Source organism: Nocardia brasiliensis NBRC 14402, assembly GCF_000308475.2.
GTDB classification, from domain to species: Bacteria; Actinomycetota; Actinomycetes; order Mycobacteriales; family Mycobacteriaceae; genus Nocardia; species Nocardia brasiliensis.
Genome location: NZ_BAFT02000113.1, coordinates 1 through 22,329 on the forward strand (window position 1 = coordinate 1; position 22,329 = coordinate 22,329).

At 68.9% G+C, this 22,329-nt stretch carries 20 protein-coding genes; 7 read left to right on the plus strand and 13 right to left on the minus strand.

Annotated elements, in window-relative coordinates; translation table 11 throughout:
* Positions 1-14: 14 nt before the first annotated feature.
* Positions 15-1,148 carry an alpha/beta hydrolase family protein gene (locus TY25_RS39240; protein ID WP_042265308.1) on the minus strand — a complete coding sequence of 378 codons (1,134 nt, stop codon included), beginning with the start codon at positions 1,146-1,148 and terminating at the stop codon, positions 15-17.
* Positions 1,149-1,626: 478 nt separating this feature from the next.
* On the opposite strand from TY25_RS39240, the gene aceA reads away from it, so the two are divergent.
* The 3 genes from aceA (at position 1,627) to metE (ending at position 6,549) form a co-directional block, all read left to right on the plus strand.
* Positions 1,627-2,916, plus strand: coding sequence for an isocitrate lyase (gene aceA / locus TY25_RS39245; RefSeq protein WP_029899715.1), 1,290 nt, complete (start codon positions 1,627-1,629; stop codon positions 2,914-2,916).
* A 364-nt stretch (positions 2,917-3,280) separates the two neighbouring features.
* A complete protein-coding gene (locus tag TY25_RS39250; protein ID WP_042265311.1) occupies positions 3,281-4,153 on the plus strand; it encodes a 3-hydroxybutyryl-CoA dehydrogenase in 873 nt (290 codons plus the stop codon).
* Positions 4,154-4,245: 92 nt separating this feature from the next.
* Positions 4,246-6,549 carry a 5-methyltetrahydropteroyltriglutamate--homocysteine S-methyltransferase gene (gene metE / locus TY25_RS39255; RefSeq protein WP_042265313.1) on the plus strand — a complete coding sequence of 768 codons (2,304 nt, stop codon included), beginning with the start codon at positions 4,246-4,248 and terminating at the stop codon, positions 6,547-6,549.
* Positions 6,550-6,640: 91 nt separating this feature from the next.
* On the opposite strand, the gene TY25_RS39260 is transcribed toward metE, so the two are convergent.
* The 3 genes from TY25_RS39260 to TY25_RS39270 form a co-directional block, all read right to left on the minus strand.
* Positions 6,641-7,372, minus strand: a complete 732-nt coding sequence (locus tag TY25_RS39260) for a ZIP family metal transporter (protein ID WP_042265314.1) — start codon at positions 7,370-7,372, stop codon at positions 6,641-6,643.
* Positions 7,373-7,495: 123 nt separating this feature from the next.
* A complete protein-coding gene (locus TY25_RS39265; RefSeq protein ID WP_042265317.1) occupies positions 7,496-8,725 on the minus strand; it encodes an AI-2E family transporter in 1,230 nt (409 codons plus the stop codon).
* Between the two features lie 63 nt (positions 8,726-8,788).
* Entirely contained in the window at positions 8,789-9,841 is a 1,053-nt protein-coding gene (locus TY25_RS39270; RefSeq protein ID WP_042265319.1) for an NAD(P)-dependent alcohol dehydrogenase, read from the minus strand.
* A 149-nt stretch (positions 9,842-9,990) separates the two neighbouring features.
* Here TY25_RS39270 and TY25_RS39275 point away from each other — a divergent pair, with 149 nt between their 5' ends.
* Entirely contained in the window at positions 9,991-11,079 is a 1,089-nt protein-coding gene (locus tag TY25_RS39275; protein ID WP_042265519.1) for a S1C family serine protease, read from the plus strand.
* Here TY25_RS39275 and TY25_RS39280 read toward each other — a convergent pair.
* Entirely contained in the window at positions 11,076-11,642 is a 567-nt protein-coding gene (locus TY25_RS39280) for a vitamin K epoxide reductase family protein (RefSeq protein WP_042265321.1), read from the minus strand. The two genes, TY25_RS39275 and TY25_RS39280, sit on opposite strands and share 4 nt — an antisense overlap.
* Complete coding sequence (locus TY25_RS39285; protein WP_042265520.1) at positions 11,639-12,415, minus strand: DsbA family protein; 777 nt, start codon at positions 12,413-12,415, stop codon at positions 11,639-11,641. Before TY25_RS39285 ends, TY25_RS39280 begins: the two co-directional genes overlap by 4 nt.
* Before the next feature lie 192 nt (positions 12,416-12,607).
* On the opposite strand from TY25_RS39285, the gene TY25_RS39290 reads away from it, so the two are divergent.
* The gene (locus TY25_RS39290) at positions 12,608-13,468 is read left to right on the plus strand and encodes an LLM class flavin-dependent oxidoreductase (protein ID WP_042265323.1); all 861 of its coding nucleotides are present in this window, start codon (positions 12,608-12,610) and stop codon (positions 13,466-13,468) included.
* Between the two features lie 7 nt (positions 13,469-13,475).
* Here the strand turns inward: TY25_RS39290 and TY25_RS39295 are convergent, their stop codons facing one another.
* Genes TY25_RS39295 through TY25_RS39310 form a run of 4 tightly spaced genes read right to left on the minus strand, consistent with a single transcriptional unit; the run spans position 13,476 to position 16,156 of the window.
* Positions 13,476-14,324 carry a polyphosphate kinase 2 family protein gene (locus tag TY25_RS39295; RefSeq protein ID WP_042265324.1) on the minus strand — a complete coding sequence of 283 codons (849 nt, stop codon included), beginning with the start codon at positions 14,322-14,324 and terminating at the stop codon, positions 13,476-13,478.
* Between the two features lie 54 nt (positions 14,325-14,378).
* The gene (locus TY25_RS39300; protein ID WP_226887148.1) at positions 14,379-15,101 is read right to left on the minus strand and encodes an ESX secretion-associated protein EspG; all 723 of its coding nucleotides are present in this window, start codon (positions 15,099-15,101) and stop codon (positions 14,379-14,381) included.
* 5 nt (positions 15,102-15,106) lie between these two features.
* Positions 15,107-15,745: a hypothetical protein gene (locus tag TY25_RS39305; RefSeq protein ID WP_042265329.1), complete on the minus strand. Its 639-nt coding sequence runs from the start codon at positions 15,743-15,745 to the stop codon at positions 15,107-15,109.
* Between the two features lie 21 nt (positions 15,746-15,766).
* Positions 15,767-16,156, minus strand: a complete 390-nt coding sequence (locus tag TY25_RS39310; protein WP_042265331.1) for a hypothetical protein — start codon at positions 16,154-16,156, stop codon at positions 15,767-15,769.
* Positions 16,157-16,296: 140 nt separating this feature from the next.
* Between TY25_RS39310 and TY25_RS39315 the strand changes: the two genes are divergently transcribed.
* Both TY25_RS39315 and TY25_RS41115 read left to right on the plus strand, forming a co-directional pair.
* Complete coding sequence (locus tag TY25_RS39315; RefSeq protein ID WP_042265333.1) at positions 16,297-17,526, plus strand: serine hydrolase; 1,230 nt, start codon at positions 16,297-16,299, stop codon at positions 17,524-17,526.
* Between the two features lie 152 nt (positions 17,527-17,678).
* On the plus strand, positions 17,679-18,293 hold the full coding sequence (locus TY25_RS41115; protein WP_052383493.1) for a hypothetical protein: 615 nt from the start codon (positions 17,679-17,681) through the stop codon (positions 18,291-18,293).
* Here the strand turns inward: TY25_RS41115 and TY25_RS39325 are convergent.
* The 3 genes from TY25_RS39325 to TY25_RS39335 all read right to left on the minus strand — a co-directional run bounded on the left by TY25_RS39325 (position 18,239) and on the right by TY25_RS39335 (position 22,293).
* Positions 18,239-19,489, minus strand: coding sequence for a serine hydrolase domain-containing protein (locus TY25_RS39325; protein WP_052383494.1), 1,251 nt, complete (start codon positions 19,487-19,489; stop codon positions 18,239-18,241). The two genes, TY25_RS41115 and TY25_RS39325, sit on opposite strands and share 55 nt — an antisense overlap.
* Before the next feature lie 93 nt (positions 19,490-19,582).
* The gene (locus TY25_RS39330) at positions 19,583-20,833 is read right to left on the minus strand and encodes a saccharopine dehydrogenase family protein (protein WP_042265334.1); all 1,251 of its coding nucleotides are present in this window, start codon (positions 20,831-20,833) and stop codon (positions 19,583-19,585) included.
* A gap of 20 nt (positions 20,834-20,853) precedes the next feature.
* Positions 20,854-22,293 carry an ABC1 kinase family protein gene (locus TY25_RS39335; RefSeq protein WP_042265526.1) on the minus strand — a complete coding sequence of 480 codons (1,440 nt, stop codon included), beginning with the start codon at positions 22,291-22,293 and terminating at the stop codon, positions 20,854-20,856.
* Positions 22,294-22,329: the final 36 nt, after the last annotated feature.

The window sequence follows — 22,329 nt, forward strand, 5'->3', positions numbered from 1 at the left end:
CCGCGGCACGCGGCTCAGCCGAACAGTCCGGCCACGAACGGCAGCGAATCCGGCAGTGAGGCGTTCACGGTGCCGCTGTGATCCTCGGGGTAGGTGTGCAGCTGGACCGGTTGCCCGTTCGCCTGCAGTACGGCGGCGAAGCGCAGCGTCTCCGGCGTGATCACATCGGTGTCGCGCAGACCCTGGCCGAGGAAGATCGGCTTGTCGTAACCGGATTCGGGCAGGCCGAGGTAGCGGCTCAGCAGCCCGTGCAGGTCGGGGATCTGCGCGAGCGGCTTGCTGAACAGATCGCCCACGATCACGCGATTCGCGCCCAACTCCTCGCCGAGCGGCAGCAGGCACTCGGTCCGGGCCGTGGCCAGCCACGCGCGGCCCGCATCGGTCAGGTAGGACTCGATGTCCAGCTCGGGGAACGTGGTGCGCAATCCGTTGAGGATGTAGAGCACGTACGCGGTGGTGTGCGGGCTGAGTTTCACCGGCGGCACGTGCGGGCCGAGCGGCAGCAGAATGTCTTCGATATAGGCGGGCGTGCCGGTGCCCACCGCGCCGCGATAATCGAGTTCCGGCCCGCCGAATTCGGTGGCATAGCGCGCGGTGAAGATCGCGGCGCCCGCGCCCTGGGATTGTCCGACCACCGCCCATTTCTTCGACAGCGACGAATAGTGTCCCGTCGCGGCTTTGACCGCGTCCACCACGTTGTGTGCCTCGACCACCCCGTTGAGATACGGGTGTTCGCCCGGCGTGCCGAGCCCGGCGTAGTCGGCGGCAACTATCGCGTAACCCTGGCTCAGCCAGGTGCCCAGGTAGGCCCAGTCGCGTTCGACCGCGCTCGGCCCCGCGACGCTGTACGCGCAGTCGTCGCCGATCCCGACGGTGCCGTGCGCCCAGGCGATGACCGGCCAGCCGCCCGCGGGCGGTGCGCCCGGCGGGAAGTAGACGGCCGCGCTCGCGGTGGTCGGCACATCGTTCGCGGTGGTCGAGCTGTACAGGATGCGACTCGACCGGGCCGCGCCCGGCGGCGTCGCGGCCGGGGCCAGCGCGCCGGCCGATTCGACGGTGCCGACCGGCGTCGCCGCCGCGGTGGGCAGATTCAGCAGGCTGAAGGCGCAGGCGAGGGTGACCGCCGCGGCGATGACCGGTTTCCGCATGAGGGCTCCTGGGTCCGAGGTGCGGGCTGCCTTCCGCAGGCAGCCGGACGTACGTCCAGGCCGAGTCTGCCCGACCGCAGGCGCGCGGCGCAGGCGCGGGTGGCGTGGGCCACACCTGCGGCACCCGCCCCGCCTTGTGAACGTCCTCACAAACCGGAATGCGCGCGGGAGTCGATGGCAGGTGACCGGCCGAGCCCAAACAGTACGGGCGTTACGCTAAAACCGCACGTCAGGGCTACCGGCGGGTAGGTTCCACCTTTGCAATTCGCAGGCAAATTTTGCAAAGTTAGCAAACCAGTGTGGAAACCTAGCTGAGATTCACATTAGCAACAGGTAGACGGCCATTTCGCATTGTGCAATCGTGTGGAAGTACACCCCATGGGCCTAGCAAGCCTGCAAATTGCCGCTCCAGCAGTTCGAGTCGTTTATCCGCTCGGCCGTGGGGCACATCGACCTAAACGAGGAAGTGGAGTCAGAGATGTCGAACGCCGGCACCCCGAAGACCGCTGCGGAAATCCAGCAGGATTGGGACACCAACCCGCGCTGGAAGGGCGTCACCCGTAACTACACCGCGGAGCAGGTGTCGAAGCTCCAGGGCACCGTCGTCGAAGAGGCCACTCTCGCCCGCCGCGGTTCGGAGATCCTCTGGGATCTGGTGAACAACGAGGACTACATCAACTCGCTGGGCGCCCTCACCGGCAACCAGGCGGTCCAGCAGGTCCGCGCCGGCCTGAAGGCCATCTACCTGTCCGGTTGGCAGGTCGCCGGTGACGCGAACCTGTCCGGCCACACCTACCCGGACCAGTCGCTGTACCCGGCCAACTCGGTGCCGTCGGTGGTGCGTCGTATCAACAACGCGCTGCTGCGCGCCGACGAGATCGCCAAGGTCGAGGGTGACGACTCGGTCAAGAACTGGCTGGCCCCGATCGTCGCCGACGCCGAAGCCGGCTTCGGTGGCGCGCTGAACGCCTACGAGCTGCAGAAGGCCATGATCGCCGCCGGCGCCGCCGGTGTGCACTGGGAAGACCAGCTGGCCTCGGAGAAGAAGTGCGGCCACCTCGGTGGCAAGGTGCTGATCCCCACCCAGCAGCACATCCGCACCCTGACCTCCGCGCGCCTGGCCGCCGACGTCGCCGACGTCCCCTCGGTGATCATCGCCCGCACCGATGCCGAGGCCGCCACCCTGATCACCTCGGACGTGGACGAGCGCGACCGTGAGTTCCTGGACGGCACCCGCACCGCCGAGGGCTTCTTCGGCGTGAAGAACGGCATCGAGCCCTGCATCGCGCGGGCCAAGGCCTACGCCCCCTACGCCGACCTCATCTGGATGGAGACCGGCGTGCCGGACCTCGAGGTCGCGCGCAAGTTCGCCGAGGCCGTCCGTGGCGAGTTCCCGGACCAGCTGCTGGCCTACAACTGCTCGCCGTCCTTCAACTGGAAGGCGCACCTGGACGACGCCACCATCGCGAAGTTCCAGCGTGAGCTCGGCGCGATGGGCTTCAAGTTCCAGTTCATCACCCTGGCCGGCTTCCACTCGCTCAACTACGGCATGTTCGACCTGGCCTACGGCTACGCCCGCGAGGGCATGACCGCCTTCGTCGACCTGCAGGAGCGCGAGTTCAAGGCCGCTTCCGAGCGTGGCTTCACCGCCATCAAGCACCAGCGTGAGGTCGGTGCCGGCTACTTCGACACCATCGCCACTACCGTCGACCCGAACACCAGCACCGCTGCGCTGAAGGGCTCGACCGAAGAAGGCCAGTTCCACTGAGTTGCCGGCGTCGCCTGCGGCGCCGCGTGTTCGCGGCCCCTCAGGTTCGCCGCCGAGCACTCGAGACTCGCGCCTAGGGCGCATGCGCTCGAGCGCTCGGCAGCGAACCGGCCGCGAACGGGCTCGTCGGGCTCGCCCCGGACGGGGTTGCGTGAGCACCGACGTCCCGATCGAGGTTTTCGCCAAGGGAGGTTGCCCGACGTGAATACCGCCAGACCTCTACTCCAGTAGGGGTGTACCGCCCTCCCTGCCGAACAGCCCCGGCAGGGAGGGCATCCCTATAACTTGGACGATCGAGGGGCCGCTCGCACCAGAGCAAACCCCTCCAGCCACCGACTAGCCAGACCAACAGCAGGAGCGGGACGTGAGCAGCGAGAAGATTCAGCGCGTCGGCATCATCGGCGCCGGACAGATGGGTGCCGGAATCGCGGAGGTGTGCGCCCGGGCGCACGTCGACGTGCTCGTCTACGAGCAGACCCGGGAGCTGGCCGCCGCCGGCCGCGCCCGCATTCTGCGCTCCCTCGACCGCGGCGTCAGCAGCGGCAAGATCACCGAGCGCGAACGCGAACAGGCCGCCTGGCGCCTGCGGTTCACCTCCGACCTCAACGACTTCGCCGACCGCCAGCTGGTGGTCGAGGCGGTGCTCGAGGACGAGAAAGTGAAGACCGCCATCTTCGCCGAGCTCGACAAGGTCGTCACCGACCCGTCGGCCGTGCTGGCCTCCAACACCTCCTCCATCCCGATCATGAAGATCGCGGTCGCCACCACCCAGCCCGAGCGGGTCGTCGGCATGCACTTCTTCAACCCGGTCCCGGTGCTGCCGCTGGTCGAGCTGGTCACCACGCTGAAGACCAGCGAGGCCGTGTCCAAGCGGGCCGAGGCGTTCGCCGGCGAGGTGCTGGACAAGCAGGTCGTGCGCTCCGCCGACCGCTCCGGCTTCGTGGTGAACGCGCTGCTGGTGCCGTACCTGCTTTCGTCCATCCGGATGGTCGAGTCCGGTTTCGCCACCAAGGACGACGTGGACAAGGCCATGGTGCTCGGTTGTGCGCACCCCATGGGTCCGCTCGCGCTGACCGACCTGGTCGGCCTGGACACCGTGAAGTCGATCGCCGACTCGATGTACGAAGAATTCAAGGAGCCGCTGTACTCCGCTCCGCCGCTGCTCATGCGTATGGTCGAAGCTGGGTTGCTCGGCAAGAAGACCGGCGCGGGCTTCTACCAGTACAACCGAGCCTGAGCTCTTTCGATCCAACCCCCCAGGCGCATTAGCGTGCGGCGTCCATGCCAGGCAATGGGCGCCGCGCAGCCATCGAAGGGAGCAGCGCGCTCATGGTGAACGTGACCGACGGCTACGGGTCGAGCATCCTCGGCTATCCGCGGATCGGGCCGCATCGAGAACTCAAGCGGGCACTCGAGGCCTATTGGCGCGGTGCGCTCGACCGCGACGGACTGCTCGCGGTCGGCCGCGACATCCAGGAACGGCAGTTCAACGAGCTGGCCGCGACCGGGCTGACTCAGGTGCCGGGCAACACCTTCTCCTTCTACGACCACGTGCTGGACAACGCCCTGTTGTTCGGCGCGGTGCCCGAGCGGTTCGAACCGTTTCGGGACGAGATGGACCCGCTGGACTTCTATTTCCTGATGGCGCGCGGTCGTCCCGACCTGCCGCCGCTGGAACTGGTCCGGTTCTTCGGCACGAACTATCACTACCGGCAGCCGGAATTGGCAGCGGAGACCGAATTCTCGCTGCACCCCGAGGCGCTGCTCGACGAATTCGACCGGGCCAAGGCTCAGCACATCGAGCTGCGCCCGGTGGTGCTCGGCCCGCTGTCGCTGCTGCTGCTGTCCAAGGCGGGGCAGACCCCGGGCCAGGACGAATTCGACACGGTCAGCCTGCTGGACAAGCTGCTGCCGGTGTACGAACAGCTCTTCGAGATCCTCGCCAAGCGCGGCGCGACCTGCGTGCAGCTCGACGAGCCCGCGTTCACCAGTGAGCGCACCCCCGCCGAGCTGGCCGCGTTCGAGCGGGCCTACCAACGGCTTTCGAAGGCGCCGCTGCGCCCGCGGATGCTGGTGACCGGGCAGTACGGCGATTTCGGTGCGGCGCTGCGCATCCTGGCCGCCAGCAATGTGGAGGCGATCGGGCTCGACCTGGCCAGCTACCGCATCCGGCCCGACGACCTGGCGGCGATCCCGGGTATTCGCCGCAAGCGGTTGTACGCCGGTGTGATCAGCGGCCGCAACGTGTGGCGGGCCGACCGCTACGTGACGCTGGAGTACCTGAACCAGCTCGCGCAGGTGTGCCCCGACCTGGTGGTCTCGACCGGCACGACGCTGCTGCACGTGCCCTACGACCTACTCATCGAGTACGACATCCCGGGCAACGTGGCCGACCGGCTCGCCTTCGCGAAACAGAAGGTGGGCGAGGTGGTTTCGCTCGCCAAGGCGCTCACCGAGGGCCCGTCGGACAAATGGCGCAAGCGGCCGACCGAGGTGCACTTCAAGCAGAAGCACGCGGTGCGGCAGCGGGTTTACGCGGTGACGCCGGAAATGCGTTCGCGCGAACCGTACGAGGTGCGTAAGGAGGCGCAGCAGGCCAGGCTGAACCTGCCGCCGGTGCCCGCGACGACGCTGGGTTCGTTCCCGCAGACCACCGCGGTCCGGCAGGCGCGCCACGAGCTCGGTCAGGGCCGGCTGTCCTACGACGACTACCGCAAGCGGATCGAAGCCGAGATCGAGTCGACCATCCGGTTGCAGGAAGACATCGGGCTCGATGTGCTGGTGCACGGCGAGCACGAGCGCAACGACATGATCCAGTACTTCGCCGAGCTGCTCGACGGCTTCGCGACCACCCACTTCGGCTGGGTGCAGGTGTACGGGTCCCGTTGTGTGCGACCGCCGATCATCTACGGTGACGTGTCGCGGCCCGCGCCGATGTCGGTGGAGTGGATCAGCTACGCGCAGTCGCTGACCGACAAGCCGGTCAAGGGCATGGTGACCGGACCGGTCACCATGATCGCGCGCTCGTTCGTCCGGCAGGATCAGCCGCTGCACGAGACCGCGGACCAGGTGGCGCTCGCCATCCGGGACGAACTCGCGGACCTGGAGAAGGCGGGCATCGCGATCATCCAGGTCGACGAGCCGGCGATCCGAGAGATGCTGCCGCTGCGTCCGGAGGGGCGCGCGGAGTACCTGCGCTGGGCGGTCGGCGCGTTCCGGCTGGCCACCTCCGGGGTCAAACCGGACACCCAGATCCACACGCACATCGGCTATTCCGGCCGGGCCGAGGTGGTCGACGCGATCGAGGAGCTCGACGCCGACGTCACCGCGATCGTCGCGACCCGGTCGATCGAATGGGTGGTCACCGCGCTCGAGGCGGACAGCGGCACCGACCACGGCCTGAGCCACGGTGTCGGTCCCGGTGTCTACGAGAGCCGTTCGGCCCGCATCCCGGACATCGACGAGCTCGACGAATTGCTCACCGCCGCAGCACAAGCCATCACGCCCGAACGACTGTGGGCGAATCCGGACGGTGGTTTGAAGACCCGGCACTACTGGCAACTGGAGCCGTCGTTGCGCAACCTGGTCGCGGCGGCCCGCCGGGTCCGGCGCCGCGCACTCGCAGCCGAATAACCGAAAACGTTGCGCCGCCCCCTGTTTCGACAGGGGGCGGCCTTCGTTCGCCGCCCTCCGGTTCGAGTCGGGACGCGCCGCGATCCCAGCCTCAGTGGTTCAGGGCGGCGACGACGAACATGAGGGCGGCGCCGAGGACGGTGCAGGCCAGGGTGAGGCGAGACGGGTGTACGGCGTGCGCCTCGGGCAGGATGTCGGCGGTGGCGAGGTAGAGCAGGAAGCCGCCGAAGTAGCCGAGGTAGAGGCCGACCATGCCCTCGGGTACCTGGATGAGCGTGCCGACCACGGCGCCGATCACCGGTGCGACGGCGTCCAGCCCGAGCAGGGTGAGCGCGCGTTTGCGGGCGTTGCCGTAGAGCGTCGAGATGGTGAAAGTGTTGAAACCGTCGGCGAAGTCGTGCGAGATGACGGCGATGGCCACCGCCGCGCCGACGGTGGCGCCCGCCTGGAAGCCGAGCCCGATGCCGAGCCCGTCCAAGAAGCTGTGGAAGATCAGCCCGGCCGCGGCGAGCACGCCGACCGACTCGAAACCGTGTGTGTGCGTGCCGAATTCCTGTTCGTGGCCGGTGTGGATGGCCACGGCGCGCTCGATGACGTGGATGGTGAGGAAGCCGCCGACGGCGGCGATCAGCACGGCGGGTACCCCGAGCACATCCTGCTCGGATTGTTCCAGGGCCTCGGGGATCAGGTCGAAGAACACCACGCCGAGCATCACGCCCGCGGCGAGCCCGAGCACCAGGTGCCTGCGGTCGCCGATGCGGACCGCGACGAATCCGCCGACCAGCGTGGAGCACATGGACACCAGCGCCAGCAGAATCGCCATCGCACCAGCATGGGCGATCGGTCGCGACGCGCCCGGCATCTCCGATCGGCGAGTTCGTCACCCGGTCGGCCGGCCGCAGTGCATCCCGCCGGCAAGCGAGCGGACAGGCGGCTCGGCGCGCGACTACGCGCCTTTCGAACGATCGGTGCCGGCGAAACGGATGGTCAGCTGCCGGGCCCATTTTCGGTGCGGCTTGGGTGGCGGCGGTGGCAGCGGGGCATCCAGGTCGACATCGGTCTGCACTTCGTAACGCCGGATGTAGGCCCCGGCGAAGGCCTGAACCGTCGCGGTGACCGGAATGGCGAGCAGCGCACCGGTCGCGCCGAGCAGGGCGGCGCCGGCCAGCACCGCGCCGAAGGCGACGGCCGGATGCATGTCCAGCGTGGTCGCGGTGATTCTCGGTTGCAGCACATAGTTTTCGAACTGCTGGTACAGGACGATGAAGCCGAGGATCCACAGCGCGTCCGACGGTCCGTGCACCAGCGCCACGATGACCGGGAGGGCACCCGCGAGGTAGGTGCCGACGGTCGGGATGAACTGGGACACCACGCCGACCCACAGCGCGAGCGCGAACGCGGACGGCACGTCGAGCACCCGCAACGCCACGTAGTGCGCCAAAGTCGAAGCGAGCGCGAGCAATCCGCGCGAATAGATGTAGCCGCCGGTCTTCTGCACGGCGATATCCCAGGCGCGCAGCACATGCAGCTGCTTGCGCGGCGGCAGCAGTGAGCACACGGCATTGCGGAACCGCGGGCCGTCGGCGGCGAAGTAGTACGTGAACAGCAGCACCCCGAGCGACTGGAACACCACGCTCACCGCTTTCGTGCTGATGTCCCAGGCGTTTCCGGCCGCGCCCTCGAGGTACTTGCTCCAGTTGCTGGTGTACTTCTCCAGGTCGGTGCCGGATATGTGCGTGTTGAAGGTGCGGTTGACCCAGTCGATGCCTTGATCGGCGTACTCCGGCGCGTTGTTGACCAGGGTGGTGATCTGGTCGATCAGCAGCGAGCCGAGCGTCCAGAAGAACGCGACGACCACCGAGATCAGGACGAGGAAGACCACCCCGGTGGCGAGTCCGCGTTTCATGCCGCGGCGCGCGAGCCAGTTCACCGCCGGCTCGATAGCGAAGGCCAGGAACAGCGAGACCAGCACGATGGTGAGCAAGCCTTGCAACCGGGTCAGTGCCCAGAAACCCGCGAAGAGTCCGGCCACCGTGGCCGCGGCGAGCAGGAACGCGCGCAGCAGCCACGGCGGCGGCGTGGACGTCATCTCCGCGGTGACCACGGCCTCGCCGGGCGCTACCGGTGCCGGTGCGTCCGAGGGCGCTGGCGCGTTGTCGTCTTCTTCCGAGGCCACATCGCAAACGTACCCATATCGGCCCGTCTCACCGCGTTATCGCCGGTGCGGATACCTCGCGGCTCACATGGTCGAGACGTCGATGACGAAGCGGTACCGGACGTCGCTGGCCACCACCCGGTCGTAGGCGCCGTCGATCTCGTCGGCGGAGATCACCTCGATCTCCGCGCCGATGCCGTGCGAGGCGCAGAAGTCCAGCATTTCCTGGGTCTGCGCGATACCGCCGATCATCGAGCCGGCCAGCGAACGGCGCAGCCCCGTGATGGTGAACGGCTTGATACTCATCGGGTTCTCCGGCAGGCCGAGGATCACCAGCGTGCCGTCGAGCTTCAGCATCTTCAGGTAGGAGTCGATCGGCAGGTCCGCCGAGACGGTGTTGAGGATCAGGTCGAACTGGTTGCGCAGGTCGCGGAAGGTCTGCTTGTCGCTGGTGGCGTAGTAGTGGCTGGCGCCGAACAGCTTGCCGTCCTCCTGCTTGCTCAGCGAGTGGCTGAGCACGGTCACCTCGGCGCCCAGCGCCGCGGCGATCTTCACCCCGACGTGACCGAGCCCGCCCATGCCGATGATGGCCACCTTCTTGCCCGGCCCGGCGTTCCAGTGCCGCAGCGGCGAGAACAGGGTGACGCCCGCGCAGAGCAGCGGGGCCGCCGCATCGAGCCCGATGCCCTCGGGAATGCCGACGACGAAGTTCTCGGTCACCACGATCTGGGTGGAGTAGCCGCCGAGGGTGTATCCGCCGGGCTGCACCGACTCCTCGACGGGCGTGTTGTAGGTCATGGTGGCGCCGCGGACGCAGTACTGCTCCTCGTCGGCCAGGCAGGGGCCGCAGACGCCGCACGAGTCGACCATGCAGCCGACGCCGACGCGGTCGCCCACCTGGTATTTGCCCACCGCGGAGCCGACCGCGGCGACCAGGCCCGCGATCTCGTGGCCGGGCACGCACGGGTACTTCGTGCCGCCCCACTCGTCGCGGGCGGTGTGGATGTCGGAGTGGCAGATGCCCGCGTATTTGATGTCGATCAGCACATCGTGCGGGCCCAGCTCCCGGCGTTCGATGGTCTTCTTCTCGAACGAGCCATCGGGTGCGGATATCGCGTATGCGGCTGCTGTCGTCATGCATACATGCCTACCGTCGCATGCGCCCGGTTGCCAACCATGACAGGTAAACAGTTCGGTACGGCGGCGGCCGGCAGAGTCGTCGATAGCCCCCGGACATGATCATCGCCAGCCACAATGGAATGCGCAGGTGGACCGAGCGGAGAGCGATGAGCGAACAACGGTATGGGGGCCGCGCGCTGGCGACGATCGTCGCCGCGCTGCTCGCGGTGGCCGGATTCCTCGGCTATCGAGGCGAACTGCCCGGCTGGCCGCCGGGGACGGCGGAGATCGCCGCGCCGGTCGAGCTAGCGCCGCCCCCACCGCTCGATCCGGTCGCGGTCGCCGCCGTCGTCGATCCGGCGCTGGTCGACATCAGCGCGTCGATGCGGCCGTTCGGGCTCGGCGCGGCCGGGTCGGGCATCGTGCTCACCGCCGACGGCCAGGTGCTGACCAGTCATCACGTGGTCAAGGGCGCCGACACGGTGACGGCGACCGATGTCGGCAACGGCCGCACCTACGACGCGGTGGTGCTCGGTTACGACGCCGCCGCCGATATCGCGCTGCTCGCGCTGTCCGGTGCCGCCGACCTCGCGACGGCCCGCATCGGCAGCTCGGCCGAATTGCACGTGCGCGACGAGGTATTGGCGATCGGCAACGCGGGCGGCATCGGCGGCACGCCGACCGCGATCCAGGGCACGCTCACCGATCTGGACAGCACCATCGTCGCGCTCAACTCCGCCGATCTGTCCCGCAAGCCGCTCACCGGCATGCTCGAGGTGGCCGCCGCGGTGAGTTCCGGGCAATCCGGCGGTGCGCTGGCCGACCGTCAGGGTGCGGTGGTCGGGGTGATCGCGGCCGCCTCGGGTGACCCGGCGCGGGCCGGGGGCAGGCCGCCGAACGGGTACGCGGTGCCGATCGACACCGCGATGCAGGTGGTGCGGCAGATCCGGTCCGGCGTGCCCACCGACACCGTGCACATCGGGCCGACCGCCACCCTCGGCGTGCTGACCTCCGACGCGAAACCCGTTGGGGCACGGATCGATCTGGCCGTCTACGGGCTGCCCGCCCAAGCGGCCGGGCTGACCCACGGCGAGGTGATCACGTCGGTGGACGGTCGCGCGATCACCTCGGCGCGCGCCCTGCACTCGGCGATCAACGTGCGCAAACCCGACGACGCGATCCAGCTCGACGTGACCGACACCGGCGGCAACCGCCGCACGGTGACCGTCGTGCTCGCCCGCGGCACGCCCAACTAGAACAGCGACAGCCAGTAGTCCTGGAAGCGCAGGAAGATCAGCAGCAGCACCACCGCGTAGAACAGCGCGACGATGGTCCACCGCCACTCCGCGAGCACCCGCAGCGGACCGCGTGACCCGCCCCAGAGCTGATCGGTGACCACCGCGAGCAGCGGCGTGATGATCGCCCACACCACCATGCAGTACGGGCAGAGCGCGTTGATCCGGTACAGGCTCTGGAAGATCAGCCAGCAGATGAAGCCGACGCCGAGCAGCGTGCCCAGCCACAGCCCGCCCCAGATCCAGCGCGGCAACCCCACCCCGGCCACCGAGAGCACCCCGACGGTGACCACCACCGAGAAGGCCGCGATGCCGATGATCGGGTTGGGAAACCCGAACACCGCGGCCTGATCGGTCACCATCACCGAGCCACAGGACAGGATCGGATTGATGCTGCACGACGGGGTGTAACCCGGTTCGGTGAACAGCTTGAACCGTTCGATGGTCAGCGCCATCGAGGCCAGCCAGCCGGCCAGCCCGCCGAGCAGCAGTACCCAGGCGGCCCGGGGCGGGGCGGTGATCACTGCGCCGCGGCGGCGGCGATCACAGGTCCGAGACCGCCGGGCCCGAAGATCTCCTGGCTCGACTCGACCTGCTTGCCGTTGACGAACACCGACGGGGTCGACTTGATGCCGCTCTTCAGCACGTCATCGGTGCGAGCCTGGATGTACTTGTCGTACTTCACATCCGTGATGCAGTTCGCCACCGCGTCGGGGTAGCCCGCGTCCTTGGCGATCTGGACCAGCTTGTCGTTGGGCAGGCCCGCGCCGCCCTCCGGCGGCTGCTGGGCGAACATCGAGGACACCCAGGCCTGGTACTTGGTCGGGTCCGCCTCGGCCACGCAGTACGAGGCGTTCGCCGCGCGGGTCGAGTAGCGGGTGGTGGACGCCTTGTCCAGGAACGCGATCACGTCGTATTCGACCGCGGCCGTGCCGTTGTTCACCGCGTCGGCGAGCACCTGGGCGTTCGCGCCCTCGAAGCCCTTGCACGCGGGGCACTGCAGGTCGGCGACGACCCGCACGGTGACCTTCGCGTTCGGCTTGCCGATGCGCACCGCCCCGTTGTCGGTGATGGTGCCGGTGACCCCGTCCGGGGAGGTGTTGGCGGCCGCCGGAATCGAGGGGGTGGGGCCGGGGTCGTCCTTGCGGGCCTTCTTCACCGCGACACCGATGCCGATCGCGGCGATCAGGCCGATCAGCACGGCGGCCACGGCCACCTGGATGAAGATCTTGCGGTTGCGGTCGGCGCGATTCGCCGCCAGCAACGGATTCTTCTTCCCACCCGGGTTCTTGCTCACCGTGCGTTCACCACGCCTTTCGCTCGACTGCCGGTACCTGCCGCCACGATGGTAGAGCGCGAACTCGTCCCCGTGTGGTCGGGCCACGGCCCACATCATCGTGAACGAACCTGAGAGATTCCGAAATATCGGGCACTGGCGACGCCGAAAAATCCGTGTGGGTATTCGGGAGTCCCGGTCGAGAATGGTGGGATGACTGCTCTCGGTGCTGTGTTTCGTCCGCAAAATCCGCCGGAACGGCTGCGCGCCGTCACCCGGGTCGCCGAGGAATCGGGGCTCGAACAACTGTGGCTGTGGGAGGACTGTTTCTTCGAGAGCGGTATCGCCAGTGCGGCGGCCGCCCTCGCGTGGACCGAGCGGGTGCACATCGGCATCGGGTTGCTGCCGGTGCCGCTGCGCAACGTGGCGTTGACCGCGATGGAGGCCGCGACGCTGCATCGGTTGTTCCCCGATCGGGTACTGCTCGGCGTCGGGCACGGCGTGCTGGACTGGATGGGGCAGGTGGGCGCGCGGGTCGAGTCGCCGGTGACGTTGCTGGCCGAGTACCTGGACGCGCTGCGCGCCCTGCTCGCGGGGAAGCGGGTGACCACCTCGGGACGTTATGTGCAGCTCGATGATGTGGCTCTGGACTGGCCGCCACTGGCACCGCCGCGCATCTACGCGGGAGCCAGGGGGCCGCGCTCGATCCGGCTGTGCGGGTCGCATGCCGATGGGACGCTGCTGGATTCGATCGCGGGCCCCGACAGTGTGCGGGCCGCGCGGGCGTTGATCGACGAGGGCCGGGCCGCGGCGGGCCGCACCGACCGGCATGTGGTGGTGGCGAATCTGCTCGCGGTGACCGGCCCGGACGCGGCGGCCCGGCTCGCGCACGTCCAAGCCACCACGACACCGCCGCTGGCCGGTGTCGCCGGGGACGCGCAGGAGGTCGCGGACGCGGTCCGCGCGCTGGCCGAGGCGGGCGCCGACACCGTGGTCATCCAGCCGACCGGAGACGAGCCGGATCCCGAAGGCTTCGTTCGCTTTGTCGCCGAACAGGTTCGGCCGCTCATCTAGCCGGCGGTCAGGCCTTGTCGAGTCGCCGCTTCTGCTCCTCGACGTCGAACTGCGCGGCGGGCCACTCGAGGTCGAGCCGCTCCAAGGCGTCGATGAGCAGTTCGGTGACGGCGAGCCGGGAGAACCATTTGCGATCGGCGGGCACTACGTGCCACGGCGCGTACTCGGTGGAGGTGCGATCCAGCATGGCCTGGTACGCCTCCTGATAGGCGGGCCAGTAGCCGCGCTCATCGATGTCGGAGGGGTTGAACTTCCAGTACTTGTCCGGCCGGTCCAGCCGTTCGCGCAGCCGCTTCTTCTGCTCGTCCAGCGAGACGAACATCGCCACCTTCACCACGGTGGTGCCCTCGTCGACGAGTTCCCGCTCGAAGGCGTTGATCTCGTCGTAGCGCGGTTCCCATTCCTTTTTCGGCACCAGGTTGTGCACGCGGACGACCAGCACGTCCTCATAGTGCGAGCGGTCGAACACCCCGAGCTGGCCGCCGCGTGGCAGCGCGTTGCGGATCCGCCACAGATAGTGGTGGCGCTTCTCCTCCTCGGTCGGCACGCCGAACGCGTGGTGGTCCACGCCCTGCGGATCGACCGAACCGATCACGTGCCGGACGATGCCGCCCTTGCCCGCGGTGTCCATGCCCTGCAGTACCAGCAGCACACTGCGCAGGTCGCCGGATCGCCCGTTGGCGTAGAGCCGTTCCTGCAGCGCGGACAGCACCGTGGTGCGTTCGGCCAGCAGGTCCAGGCCCGCTGCCTTGTCACCGGTGAAGCCCGGTGTCGCGGAGGTGTCCAGATCGGTGATCTGCAAGCCGTCGGCCTGCAGCGCTTCGGTAGCCGGGACGGACCAGCCCTTCTTAGCCATGCACTACAGCTAACCAGGTGCGCGCCGAGCGGGTCGGTGCGACGGCGCAGCGTGTCATCCCCGGATATGGGCGAGCGCGACGAGTTGCGCGGCGAAATCCTCGTCCGAGACCGGGGTGAGGATGAGGTCCTGCGAGGTGGTCAGCAGGTAGCGGCCGTCGCCGGTGAAATCGAGCCAGGTGCGGTGGCGGGTGGGCGGCGACATCGGATTGTCGGGTTCGACGGTGACGGTCAGGAAGCCCCGCCCGTCGACGGGCTTGCGCAGCGTGTGCCGGAAGCGGGCGGCGCCGCCCTGTCCGTTGGTGCCGAACGGTTCGGTGCGTTCCGGGCCGAGCACCGCGTCCTGGGGTTCGCGCATGGTGCCGAGTTTCCCGGGGCGGGCCGGGCCGATGATCTGCACCAGACGCTCGCCCACCGCACGGGCGTGGCACATCAGCACCGTGACCTTCTCCGGGGTGGCGACCAGGATGCCCGCGTGATTGTGCACCACCGCGGCATAGGCCAGGATGCGTTCGGTATCGGCGCCGGAACCGTTGCGCGGCGGGGTGTTCCGTTCCCCGGACAGGGTGAGGGTGGTGGCGTCGGTGCGGCCGCACAGCATGAGCGCGGCGGCCAGGTCCGGGTCGGCCTGCCGGGCGAAGCGCTGCGGCAAACGCAGTGCGGCGTATTCGGATTCGGTGCGCACGGTGGCCGCGGGCGCCATGTTGACCGGATACGGCCTGCGATCCAGACCCGTCTCGTTTTCCCAGACATGCGAGAACTCGTCCGGGGTCAGCACCCATTTCACCGCGCGCGGCCCCCGTCGCCGGCCGGTCGCGGTCCGTCGGGCGGGGCGAGGAATCGGGGCACGCAGTCGCCGGAGGCGGGCATGGTCGGCGCGTAGACGTAGGTCATCGTGTCCCGGACATCGGCCTCGACATCGGCGGCGGCGCTGTCGTGCGCCATCCGTCGCTTGCCGCCGTAGACCGCCTCGGCGGCCGGATCGTCCAGCGGCCGATACGGTTCGGGCGGCGGAATCGCGCTCCGAATGGTCTGCGCCGCATCACCGTTCAGTTCCATCAGGCGCGCCACCGCACGGCAGACGTCCTGCGCCTCGATCCCGGTGCGCACGAATTCCCGGGTGGCGCGCAGTGCGGCGTCGGCGGTATGGCCCGACCAGCGGGCGAATTCGCGGTTGGCGGCATCGGAGAAGGCCTGGAACGCCTCGGCCAGCGCGCCGGCGTTCGCCAGCCAGGCCGCGGCGACCTGGCCGAGCGCGGCTGGGTTCAGCGGTTCGCGGACCAGCTCCCAGATTTCCTGGTGGGTATAGGAACCGAACAACTCCCGGTCCGCGGCGTATGCGGGATCGGTTGCGCCGGTGCGTAACCCGGCGAGCTCCTGCCGGATGTGCTCGGCGGCGGCCCGGGCTGCGGAGTCTGCCATCGCTTCAGTTCCCTACTGCTCTCATCGCGACTCCAGATGCGCGGTGACCACCGCGAGCGCGGCCCGGTGCGCCGCCTCGGCGTCGGCGAAGCGTTTGCCCGCGGCCAGATACGCGGCCTTGAACAGCAGCGCCGTCTCCTGAAAGGCGGCGAGCGTGTCCAGGTACTGCCTGCCCTTGTCACGGAAGCCGCGGGTGAGGCCGTGGCCGGTGGGCAGGTTCGGGAAGCCCGTCACTTCGGTCACCAGATGGCCGGTGGTCATGGCGCGGCGTAGGTCCTCGACGAGCTTGTCGCATGCGGCAGCGAGGTTTTCGGCGACCTCGGTGTCCAACTCGAAGGGCTTGCCCGTGCTGCCGGTGGCCGCCGCGTACAACTGCCGTGCCGTCCCCTGCCCGGTATCCGGTACCGCCATGTGGGAACCCCCTCTGTTCGGTCCACTGCCTGACGCGGTATTGGATGGGCACTCTACCGGTCGGTAAGGCGCGGCGGGCGCGGCTTCGGCGGCTGTGACCAGGGGCACGATTGCCCGGGACAGGTCCGTATGCTGGCTGGATGGGCGCGCTGGCGGGCACTTTGGTGACGGTCGCCGAGGATCTGGACTCGGTGACGACGGTGGGTCGTGAGGACGACCCCGCCGCGGTGGGCGCGACCCGCGGGGCGGTCGACGCGGTGTGGGAGTCCGTGCGCGACTGGTATCGGATGGGCACCACCCCGGCCATCCAGCTCTGCCTGCGGCGCGACGGCAAGATCGTGCTGAACCGCGCCATCGGGCACGGCTGGGGGAACGCGCCGGGTGACGCACCCGATGCGGCGCAGGTGCTCGCCACGCCGGACAGCCCGTTCTGCGGGTTCTCGACCGCGAAGGGGGTCGCGGCGGCGGTGATGTGCATGCTGGCCGAACAGGGCGCGTTCGGCCTGGACGAGCCGGTGTGCGCCTACATCCCGGAGTTCGCGGCCAACGGCAAGGACCGGATCACCATCGGTGACGTGCTGTCGCATTCGGCGGGCGTGCCGTTCATCACCCCGCCCTACAAGGGTTTTCAGCTCATCGTCGACGAGGACCTGGCGGTCCGCGCGCTCACCGATCTGGTGCCCAGCTGGCCGACCGGCCGCTTCCGGATCTATCACGCGATGACCGGCGGGCTCATCCAGCGGCTGCTGGTGCAGCGGGCGACCGGCAAACGCATGCGCGAGCATCTGGCCGAACAGGTGCTGGACCCGCTCGGGTTCCGGTGGACCAATTTCGGCGTCGACGCCGCGGAGGTCGACCAGGTCGTGCCGAGCGTGCAGACCGGCCCCGGACCCTCGCGGGTGTCGAAGTTCCTGGCGCGCAAGGCCCTCGGCGGCGGCATGGGCAAGGCGGTCTCGGATGCGGGCACGCGGGCGCTGCTCACCGCGGAGCTGCCCTCCGGCAATCTGGTCAGCACGGCGGCCGAGCTGTCGCGCTTCTACGAAATCCTCGCGCGCGGCGGCGAATTGGACGGAATCCGGATCATGCGACCCGAGACCGTGCGCGCCGCGGTGCAACCGGCGAAACGGCTGCCCGGCCTCGCCGGGCGGGTGAGCCGGGCCGGGTACGAACTGGGCGGGCGCAGATCGAAATTCGGCCGCGACACCCGCTCGCACTTCGGCCGCAGCGGCCTCACCACCCAGTACGGCTGGGCCGACCCGGCACGCGGGCTCGCCGGCGCGGTGCTCACCAGCGGTAAGGCGACCACCGACACCGACCGCCCGTGGCGGCTGGTCGCCCAGATCTCCGACACCTTCCCGCCCGTGCACTGAAGCCGGCCCCGCAGCGTTCGCCGAATCAGAGCGAAGGGGTATAGGCCGAGGCAACGCCGTGAAAGTAACTGGTGTGTATCGAATTTGGGTGTTCGGCCGATAGGAGAGCGGGGGTGCGGTATGCGCGCCTGTGCTCGAAATGGAGGTCGAACATGGTGAATCCGGGTAGAAGTAGCCGCAAATTCCGGCGACTGGTCCTGCTGACAGCCGTCATCGGAGCCTCGGCCCTCGCGCCGGTGGCGGCCTTCGCGGCCCCGGACACGCCCGCGCCCGCTGCGCCCACCACCGCCGCGCCGGTCACTCCGGCCCCGCCGGTGACACCCCCGCCGACCAACCCGCCCGCGCCGACGACCCCGCCGGTGACCACCCCGCCGCCCACCACGGCGCCCAAGCCGCCGGCCGATCCGTACGGCCCCGACGGCTACGACTCCTCCGGTTACGACCGGTTCGGGTATGACCGATTCGGTTACGACCGCGACGGATTCGACCGCTCCGGGCTGGACCGCTGGGGTAACGACCGGTCCGGCTACGGCCGCGACGGTTTCAACGACGAGGGCTTCGACCGTTCCGGCTTCGACCGCTCGGGCTATGACCGGTGGGGTTACGACCGATCCGGCTTCAACCGCGACGGCTTCGACCGTTGGGGTTATGACCGCTGGGGCTACACCGCGCAGGGCTGCGCCCGATCCGGCGAAGACAAGCCGGACGCCGATCACGCCGCCTGCGAAGCGCGACGGCAGCGTCCGCCCACCGGCAGTGCCTCCTGAGTCTCGTTGACCTGGCTGCTCTTTCGCAGCCGGGCCGAGAGTTCGTCCGGGTTCAGCCCGCGCAGAAGGCCGCGTCGAGCACGCTGTTCATCGCCGCCTGATACATCACCGTGGTGAGCGGATCGGGCAGCAGGTTCATGCTGAGCGTGACGGCGCGTGACGGCGCGGGCCGGCGTGGCGGCGTTGACGACCAGGAAGCCGTTCATGGCGCCGCCGTGGCTCCAGATCTCGATCCCGCAGGCGTTGATCCGGCGGAACAACCCGAGACCGAAATCGGCGTCGCGGAGCGGGTCGCCGGAGGGCACGGTGCGCTGCATCTCGGCCAGCTGCGCGGGCGGCAACAGCTCACCGGACAGCAGGGCCATGAAGAACCGGCCGAGGTCGGCGCCGGTGGCGACCATCGCGCCGTCGGCCAGGCCCCAGCCCGGATCGATATCGGTGATGTCCACCAGCGCGCCGTCGAAGGCGTGGTATCCGCGCGGATGCGGCGCGCGAATCACATGCTCCAGCGGGAACAGTGGCCAGTAGGTGTCACGCAAACCGAGCGGGATGATGATCCGCCGGGTGACCTCGACCCCGACCGGCACCCCCGTGACGCGCTCGATCAACGCGCCCGCCAGCAGGAAATCGGTATTGGAATAGCCGGAACTGGTGCGCGGTGCGAAGACCGCGGGCTGATCGAGACCCAGCCGGATCAGCTCCGCGGCCGGTCGCGGACGCTGCAATCGGTCGACCGAGGCCAGATCCAGGTAGGCCAGGTAGTCGGGGATCCCGCTGGTGTGCTGCAACAGATCTCGCACGGTGATCTGGTGCCCGTCGCCGCCGGGGCCGTGGACCACGCCCGGCAGGTACTGCTCGATCGGCGCGTCCAGCTCGACCCGGTGCTCCGCGGCGAGCTGCAACACCACCGTCGCCACGAAGGTCTTGGTATTGCTGGCGATCCGCACCTGCGCGTTGTCCGGGAACGGCGCGCCGGTGGCCAGATCGCCTACGCCGCTGTCGATCTGCGCGTTTGCGCCGACGCCGCGCACCACCAGCTGGGCGCCGGGCACACCGATGGCCCGGATCAGCAGATCGAGGTCGGCCTGCAATCCCACCGGGGCGGGGCCGGGTTCCGCGACCGCGACCCCCGCCCCGGCGAACGCCGAAATCGTCACCGCCGCAACCACGGCGGCCGTCAGCCAGGAATACCGCACCAGATCTCCACTTCGTCGCCCGTGATCCCTTACCGGTATCTCGTTCGACGGGGCAACCGTTTACGCCCCAGGAGATTTCGTGCGGCCTGCGGCTCAGGCGGTTTCGACCTCGATGGTCATGCCCGCGCCGCGCAGGCGCTCGGTGAGCGCGTCGCCCATGGCCGCGCCCGGGGTGAGGATGCCCGCGAGCTCCGGCTGGTTCGCGGTGTCGAAGGCCAGGCACAGCCCGCTCTCGCCGAGCAGCACCGCGGTCGCCTTGTAGCCGGGATCGCCCTGGCCGGCGAAGGTCGCGACGTACTTCGCGCCTGAGGAGGTGCGGGTGAACGTCTTCATGGTGAACCAGCCGCTGTCCCTGGCCTTTTCGCTGGGGCCGGTGCCGGGCTTGGGCAGCACGCGGTCGAGCAGCTTGCGGCCCACCGACACTCGCGACAGCACCGCGCCCGCGGCCATGCCCGCGACGATGCCGCCCGCCAGGCCGGCCGCGACCAGCGGCGCCGCGGGCGACTTGCCCGCGCTCATCACCTCGCGGTAGCGGAAGTTCTTGCCGTACACCCAGCCGAGCAGGCCGTTGGTGCGACGGACGATCTTGGTGTTGTGCGACGCCATGACGAAGGTGCTCACCCAGCCGTCCAGGCTCGGGTCGATGGCGCTGGCGCGCGAGAGCGCCTGGTCGGTCTGGCGGCCGACGTCGGGATCCATCGACTTGTCGGGGCTGAGCGAATACGGGTGGCTCAGCACGGCCCCCTTCTTCGGGTCGGCGGCGATCGCCTCCATCATCGCCCGGCCGGAATCGATGGTGCCGCCGCTGACCCCGCCCTTGAGCCAGGCGACCAGCGTCGTCTCTTCCAGCTCACCGGTGTTGTCCGCGACCGAGCGCCGGTACAGCTGGTAGACGCTCAGGTCCGACGGAATCGAGTCGTAGCCACAGGAATTCACGATCTTCGCGCCGGTCTGCGCGGCCTGCTCGTGGTACTGGTCGATCGCGTCGCGGATGAACAGCGGCTCGCCGGTGAGGTCGGCGTAGTGCGTGCCCGCCTGTGCGCAGGCGGCGACCAGCGGCAGGCCGTAGCGCAGGTACGGACCGACCGTGGTGACGACGACCTTGGTCTGCGCGGCGAGTGCGTCGAGCGCGGCCTGGTCGCTGGAATCGGCCACCACCAGACCCCAGCCCGCGGCGGGCGGGCCGAGTTCGTCGCGCACCTTGGTCAGCTTGTCCAGCGAGCGGCCGGCCAGCGCGATCCGCGCGGATTCCGGTGCGGCGGTGAGCAGGTACTGCGCGGTGAGCTTGCCGACGAAGCCGGTCGCGCCGAACAGGACCAGGTCGAATTCTCGAGTGTCTGCCATTGTCTTCCGTTCTGCGGGGTTCAGGCCTGGGGACGGGCGGCCTTGGTGGGCTTGGCGGCCTTGGTGCGCGACTTCTTCGGCGCGACCGGCGGATGATCGGCCAGCCAGACATGGTGCGCCTGACCGAGTTCGGTGGCCGGCGGCTCGTTGTAGAGCCATTCCCGGGAAATGCGATGCCAATTCGCGGTGCAGCCGAGCTGGCCGAGCATGCCGAAGGTGAGGAAATCGGCCCGGCGGGAGAACAGGTGCTCCGGCGGCAGGTTCTGCTGCTTCATCCCGGCGAACTCGCTGGCCCGCGGGTCGACCGCGAGCAGGAAAGCGCCGCTGGCCAATTCGGGGGTGATCGTCAGATCCTCGTCGATCAAACACCATTCGGAGGCGGCCAGCACGTATTCCAGGCACTCCTCGGCGCCGATCTCGTCCGGCGAATCGATCACGCCGCGCTCGATCATCAACTGGCGCAGGTCTTCCGCGCGATCCTCGGCGGCCGCGCGCAGGCAGGTCAGCTCGAACTGCACGTGGTCGGCGTCCATCCGGTTGAACAAGCCGAAGTCGAGGAAGCCGACCCGGCCGTCCGTGGCGAGCAGCACATTGCCCGGGTGCGGGTCGCCGCAGAACTCGTTGAAGGTGAACAGCGAACCGACGTAGAAGCGGTAGATGATCTCGCCGATCCGGTCGCGTTCGGCGTCGGGCAGCTGGCGGATCTCCTCGAAGCCCTTGCCCGCCACGTATTCGCTGACGAGCACGCGGGTGGTGCTGAGCTCCGGCATCGAGCGGGGCACCACGATGAACGGATGCCCGGCGTAGAGCTCGGCGATCTGCAGTTGGGTATTCGCCTCGGCCTGGTAGTCGAGCTCGCTCTCCATGTTGAGGCGCAGCTCGTCGAGCACGGCCGGGGTCACCCACGGCATCGCCGATTGCAGCACCCGGCGGAACATGGCCAGGTTCTTCAGGTCCGCGCGCACCGCGGCGTCGATCCCGGGGTACTGCACCTTCACCGCGACCTGGCGACCGTCGCGCAACCGGGCGCGATAGACCTGGCCGATCGAGGCGGCGGCGATCGGCTCGGCCTCGAACTCGGCGAAGATCGCGTCCAGCGGCTGACCGAAATCGTCCTCGATCACCTGGCGCATCGATTCGAAGGACACCGACGGCGCCGCGTTGCGCAGCACGGCCAGTCGCTTCTGGAAGCGCTCGCGATGGTCCTCCGGCACCAGATCGAGATCGAGCACCGACATCATCTGCCCGAGCTTCATCGCGACGCCCTTCATGGTGCCGAGCACCATGACCACCTGCTCGGTGGTGCGAATCATCGACTCCTCGGCCATCTTCGCGCGTACCGCCTCGGATCTGCCGCGCATCGACAGCCGCGCGCGTTGCGTGCGGATCACCGAACTGGCTGCGACGGCACCGAGCTTGGTGCCACGAGCAAGCCGCGAGGTCGGTACTTGCTTCGCCATCGAGGTACCTCCATTGGTGCCGGCGCGCGGGGCGGT

Bases quoted from the DNA above. Each gene is read 5' to 3' on its own strand.
- TY25_RS39315 (WP_042265333.1), top strand. From the start codon at position 16,297: ATGGGCGCGCTGGCGGGCACTTTGGTGACGGTCGCCGAGGATCTGGAC.
- TY25_RS39290 (WP_042265323.1), top strand. From the start codon at position 12,608: ATGACTGCTCTCGGTGCTGTGTTTCGTCCGCAAAATCCGCCGGAACGG.
- TY25_RS39260 (WP_042265314.1), bottom strand. From the start codon at position 7,372: ATGGCGATTCTGCTGGCGCTGGTGTCCATGTGCTCCACGCTGGTCGGC.
- TY25_RS39270 (WP_042265319.1), bottom strand. From the start codon at position 9,841: ATGACGACAGCAGCCGCATACGCGATATCCGCACCCGATGGCTCGTTC.
- TY25_RS41115 (WP_052383493.1), top strand. From the start codon at position 17,679: ATGGTGAATCCGGGTAGAAGTAGCCGCAAATTCCGGCGACTGGTCCTG.
- TY25_RS39295 (WP_042265324.1), bottom strand. From the start codon at position 14,324: ATGGCTAAGAAGGGCTGGTCCGTCCCGGCTACCGAAGCGCTGCAGGCC.
- aceA (WP_029899715.1), top strand. From the start codon at position 1,627: ATGTCGAACGCCGGCACCCCGAAGACCGCTGCGGAAATCCAGCAGGAT.
- TY25_RS39240 (WP_042265308.1), bottom strand. From the start codon at position 1,148: ATGCGGAAACCGGTCATCGCCGCGGCGGTCACCCTCGCCTGCGCCTTC.
- TY25_RS39330 (WP_042265334.1), bottom strand. From the start codon at position 20,833: ATGGCAGACACTCGAGAATTCGACCTGGTCCTGTTCGGCGCGACCGGC.
- TY25_RS39305 (WP_042265329.1), bottom strand. From the start codon at position 15,745: ATGGCAGACTCCGCAGCCCGGGCCGCCGCCGAGCACATCCGGCAGGAG.
- TY25_RS39335 (WP_042265526.1), bottom strand. From the start codon at position 22,293: ATGGCGAAGCAAGTACCGACCTCGCGGCTTGCTCGTGGCACCAAGCTC.
- TY25_RS39275 (WP_042265519.1), top strand. From the start codon at position 9,991: ATGAGCGAACAACGGTATGGGGGCCGCGCGCTGGCGACGATCGTCGCC.
- TY25_RS39310 (WP_042265331.1), bottom strand. From the start codon at position 16,156: ATGGCGGTACCGGATACCGGGCAGGGGACGGCACGGCAGTTGTACGCG.
- metE (WP_042265313.1), top strand. From the start codon at position 4,246: ATGGTGAACGTGACCGACGGCTACGGGTCGAGCATCCTCGGCTATCCG.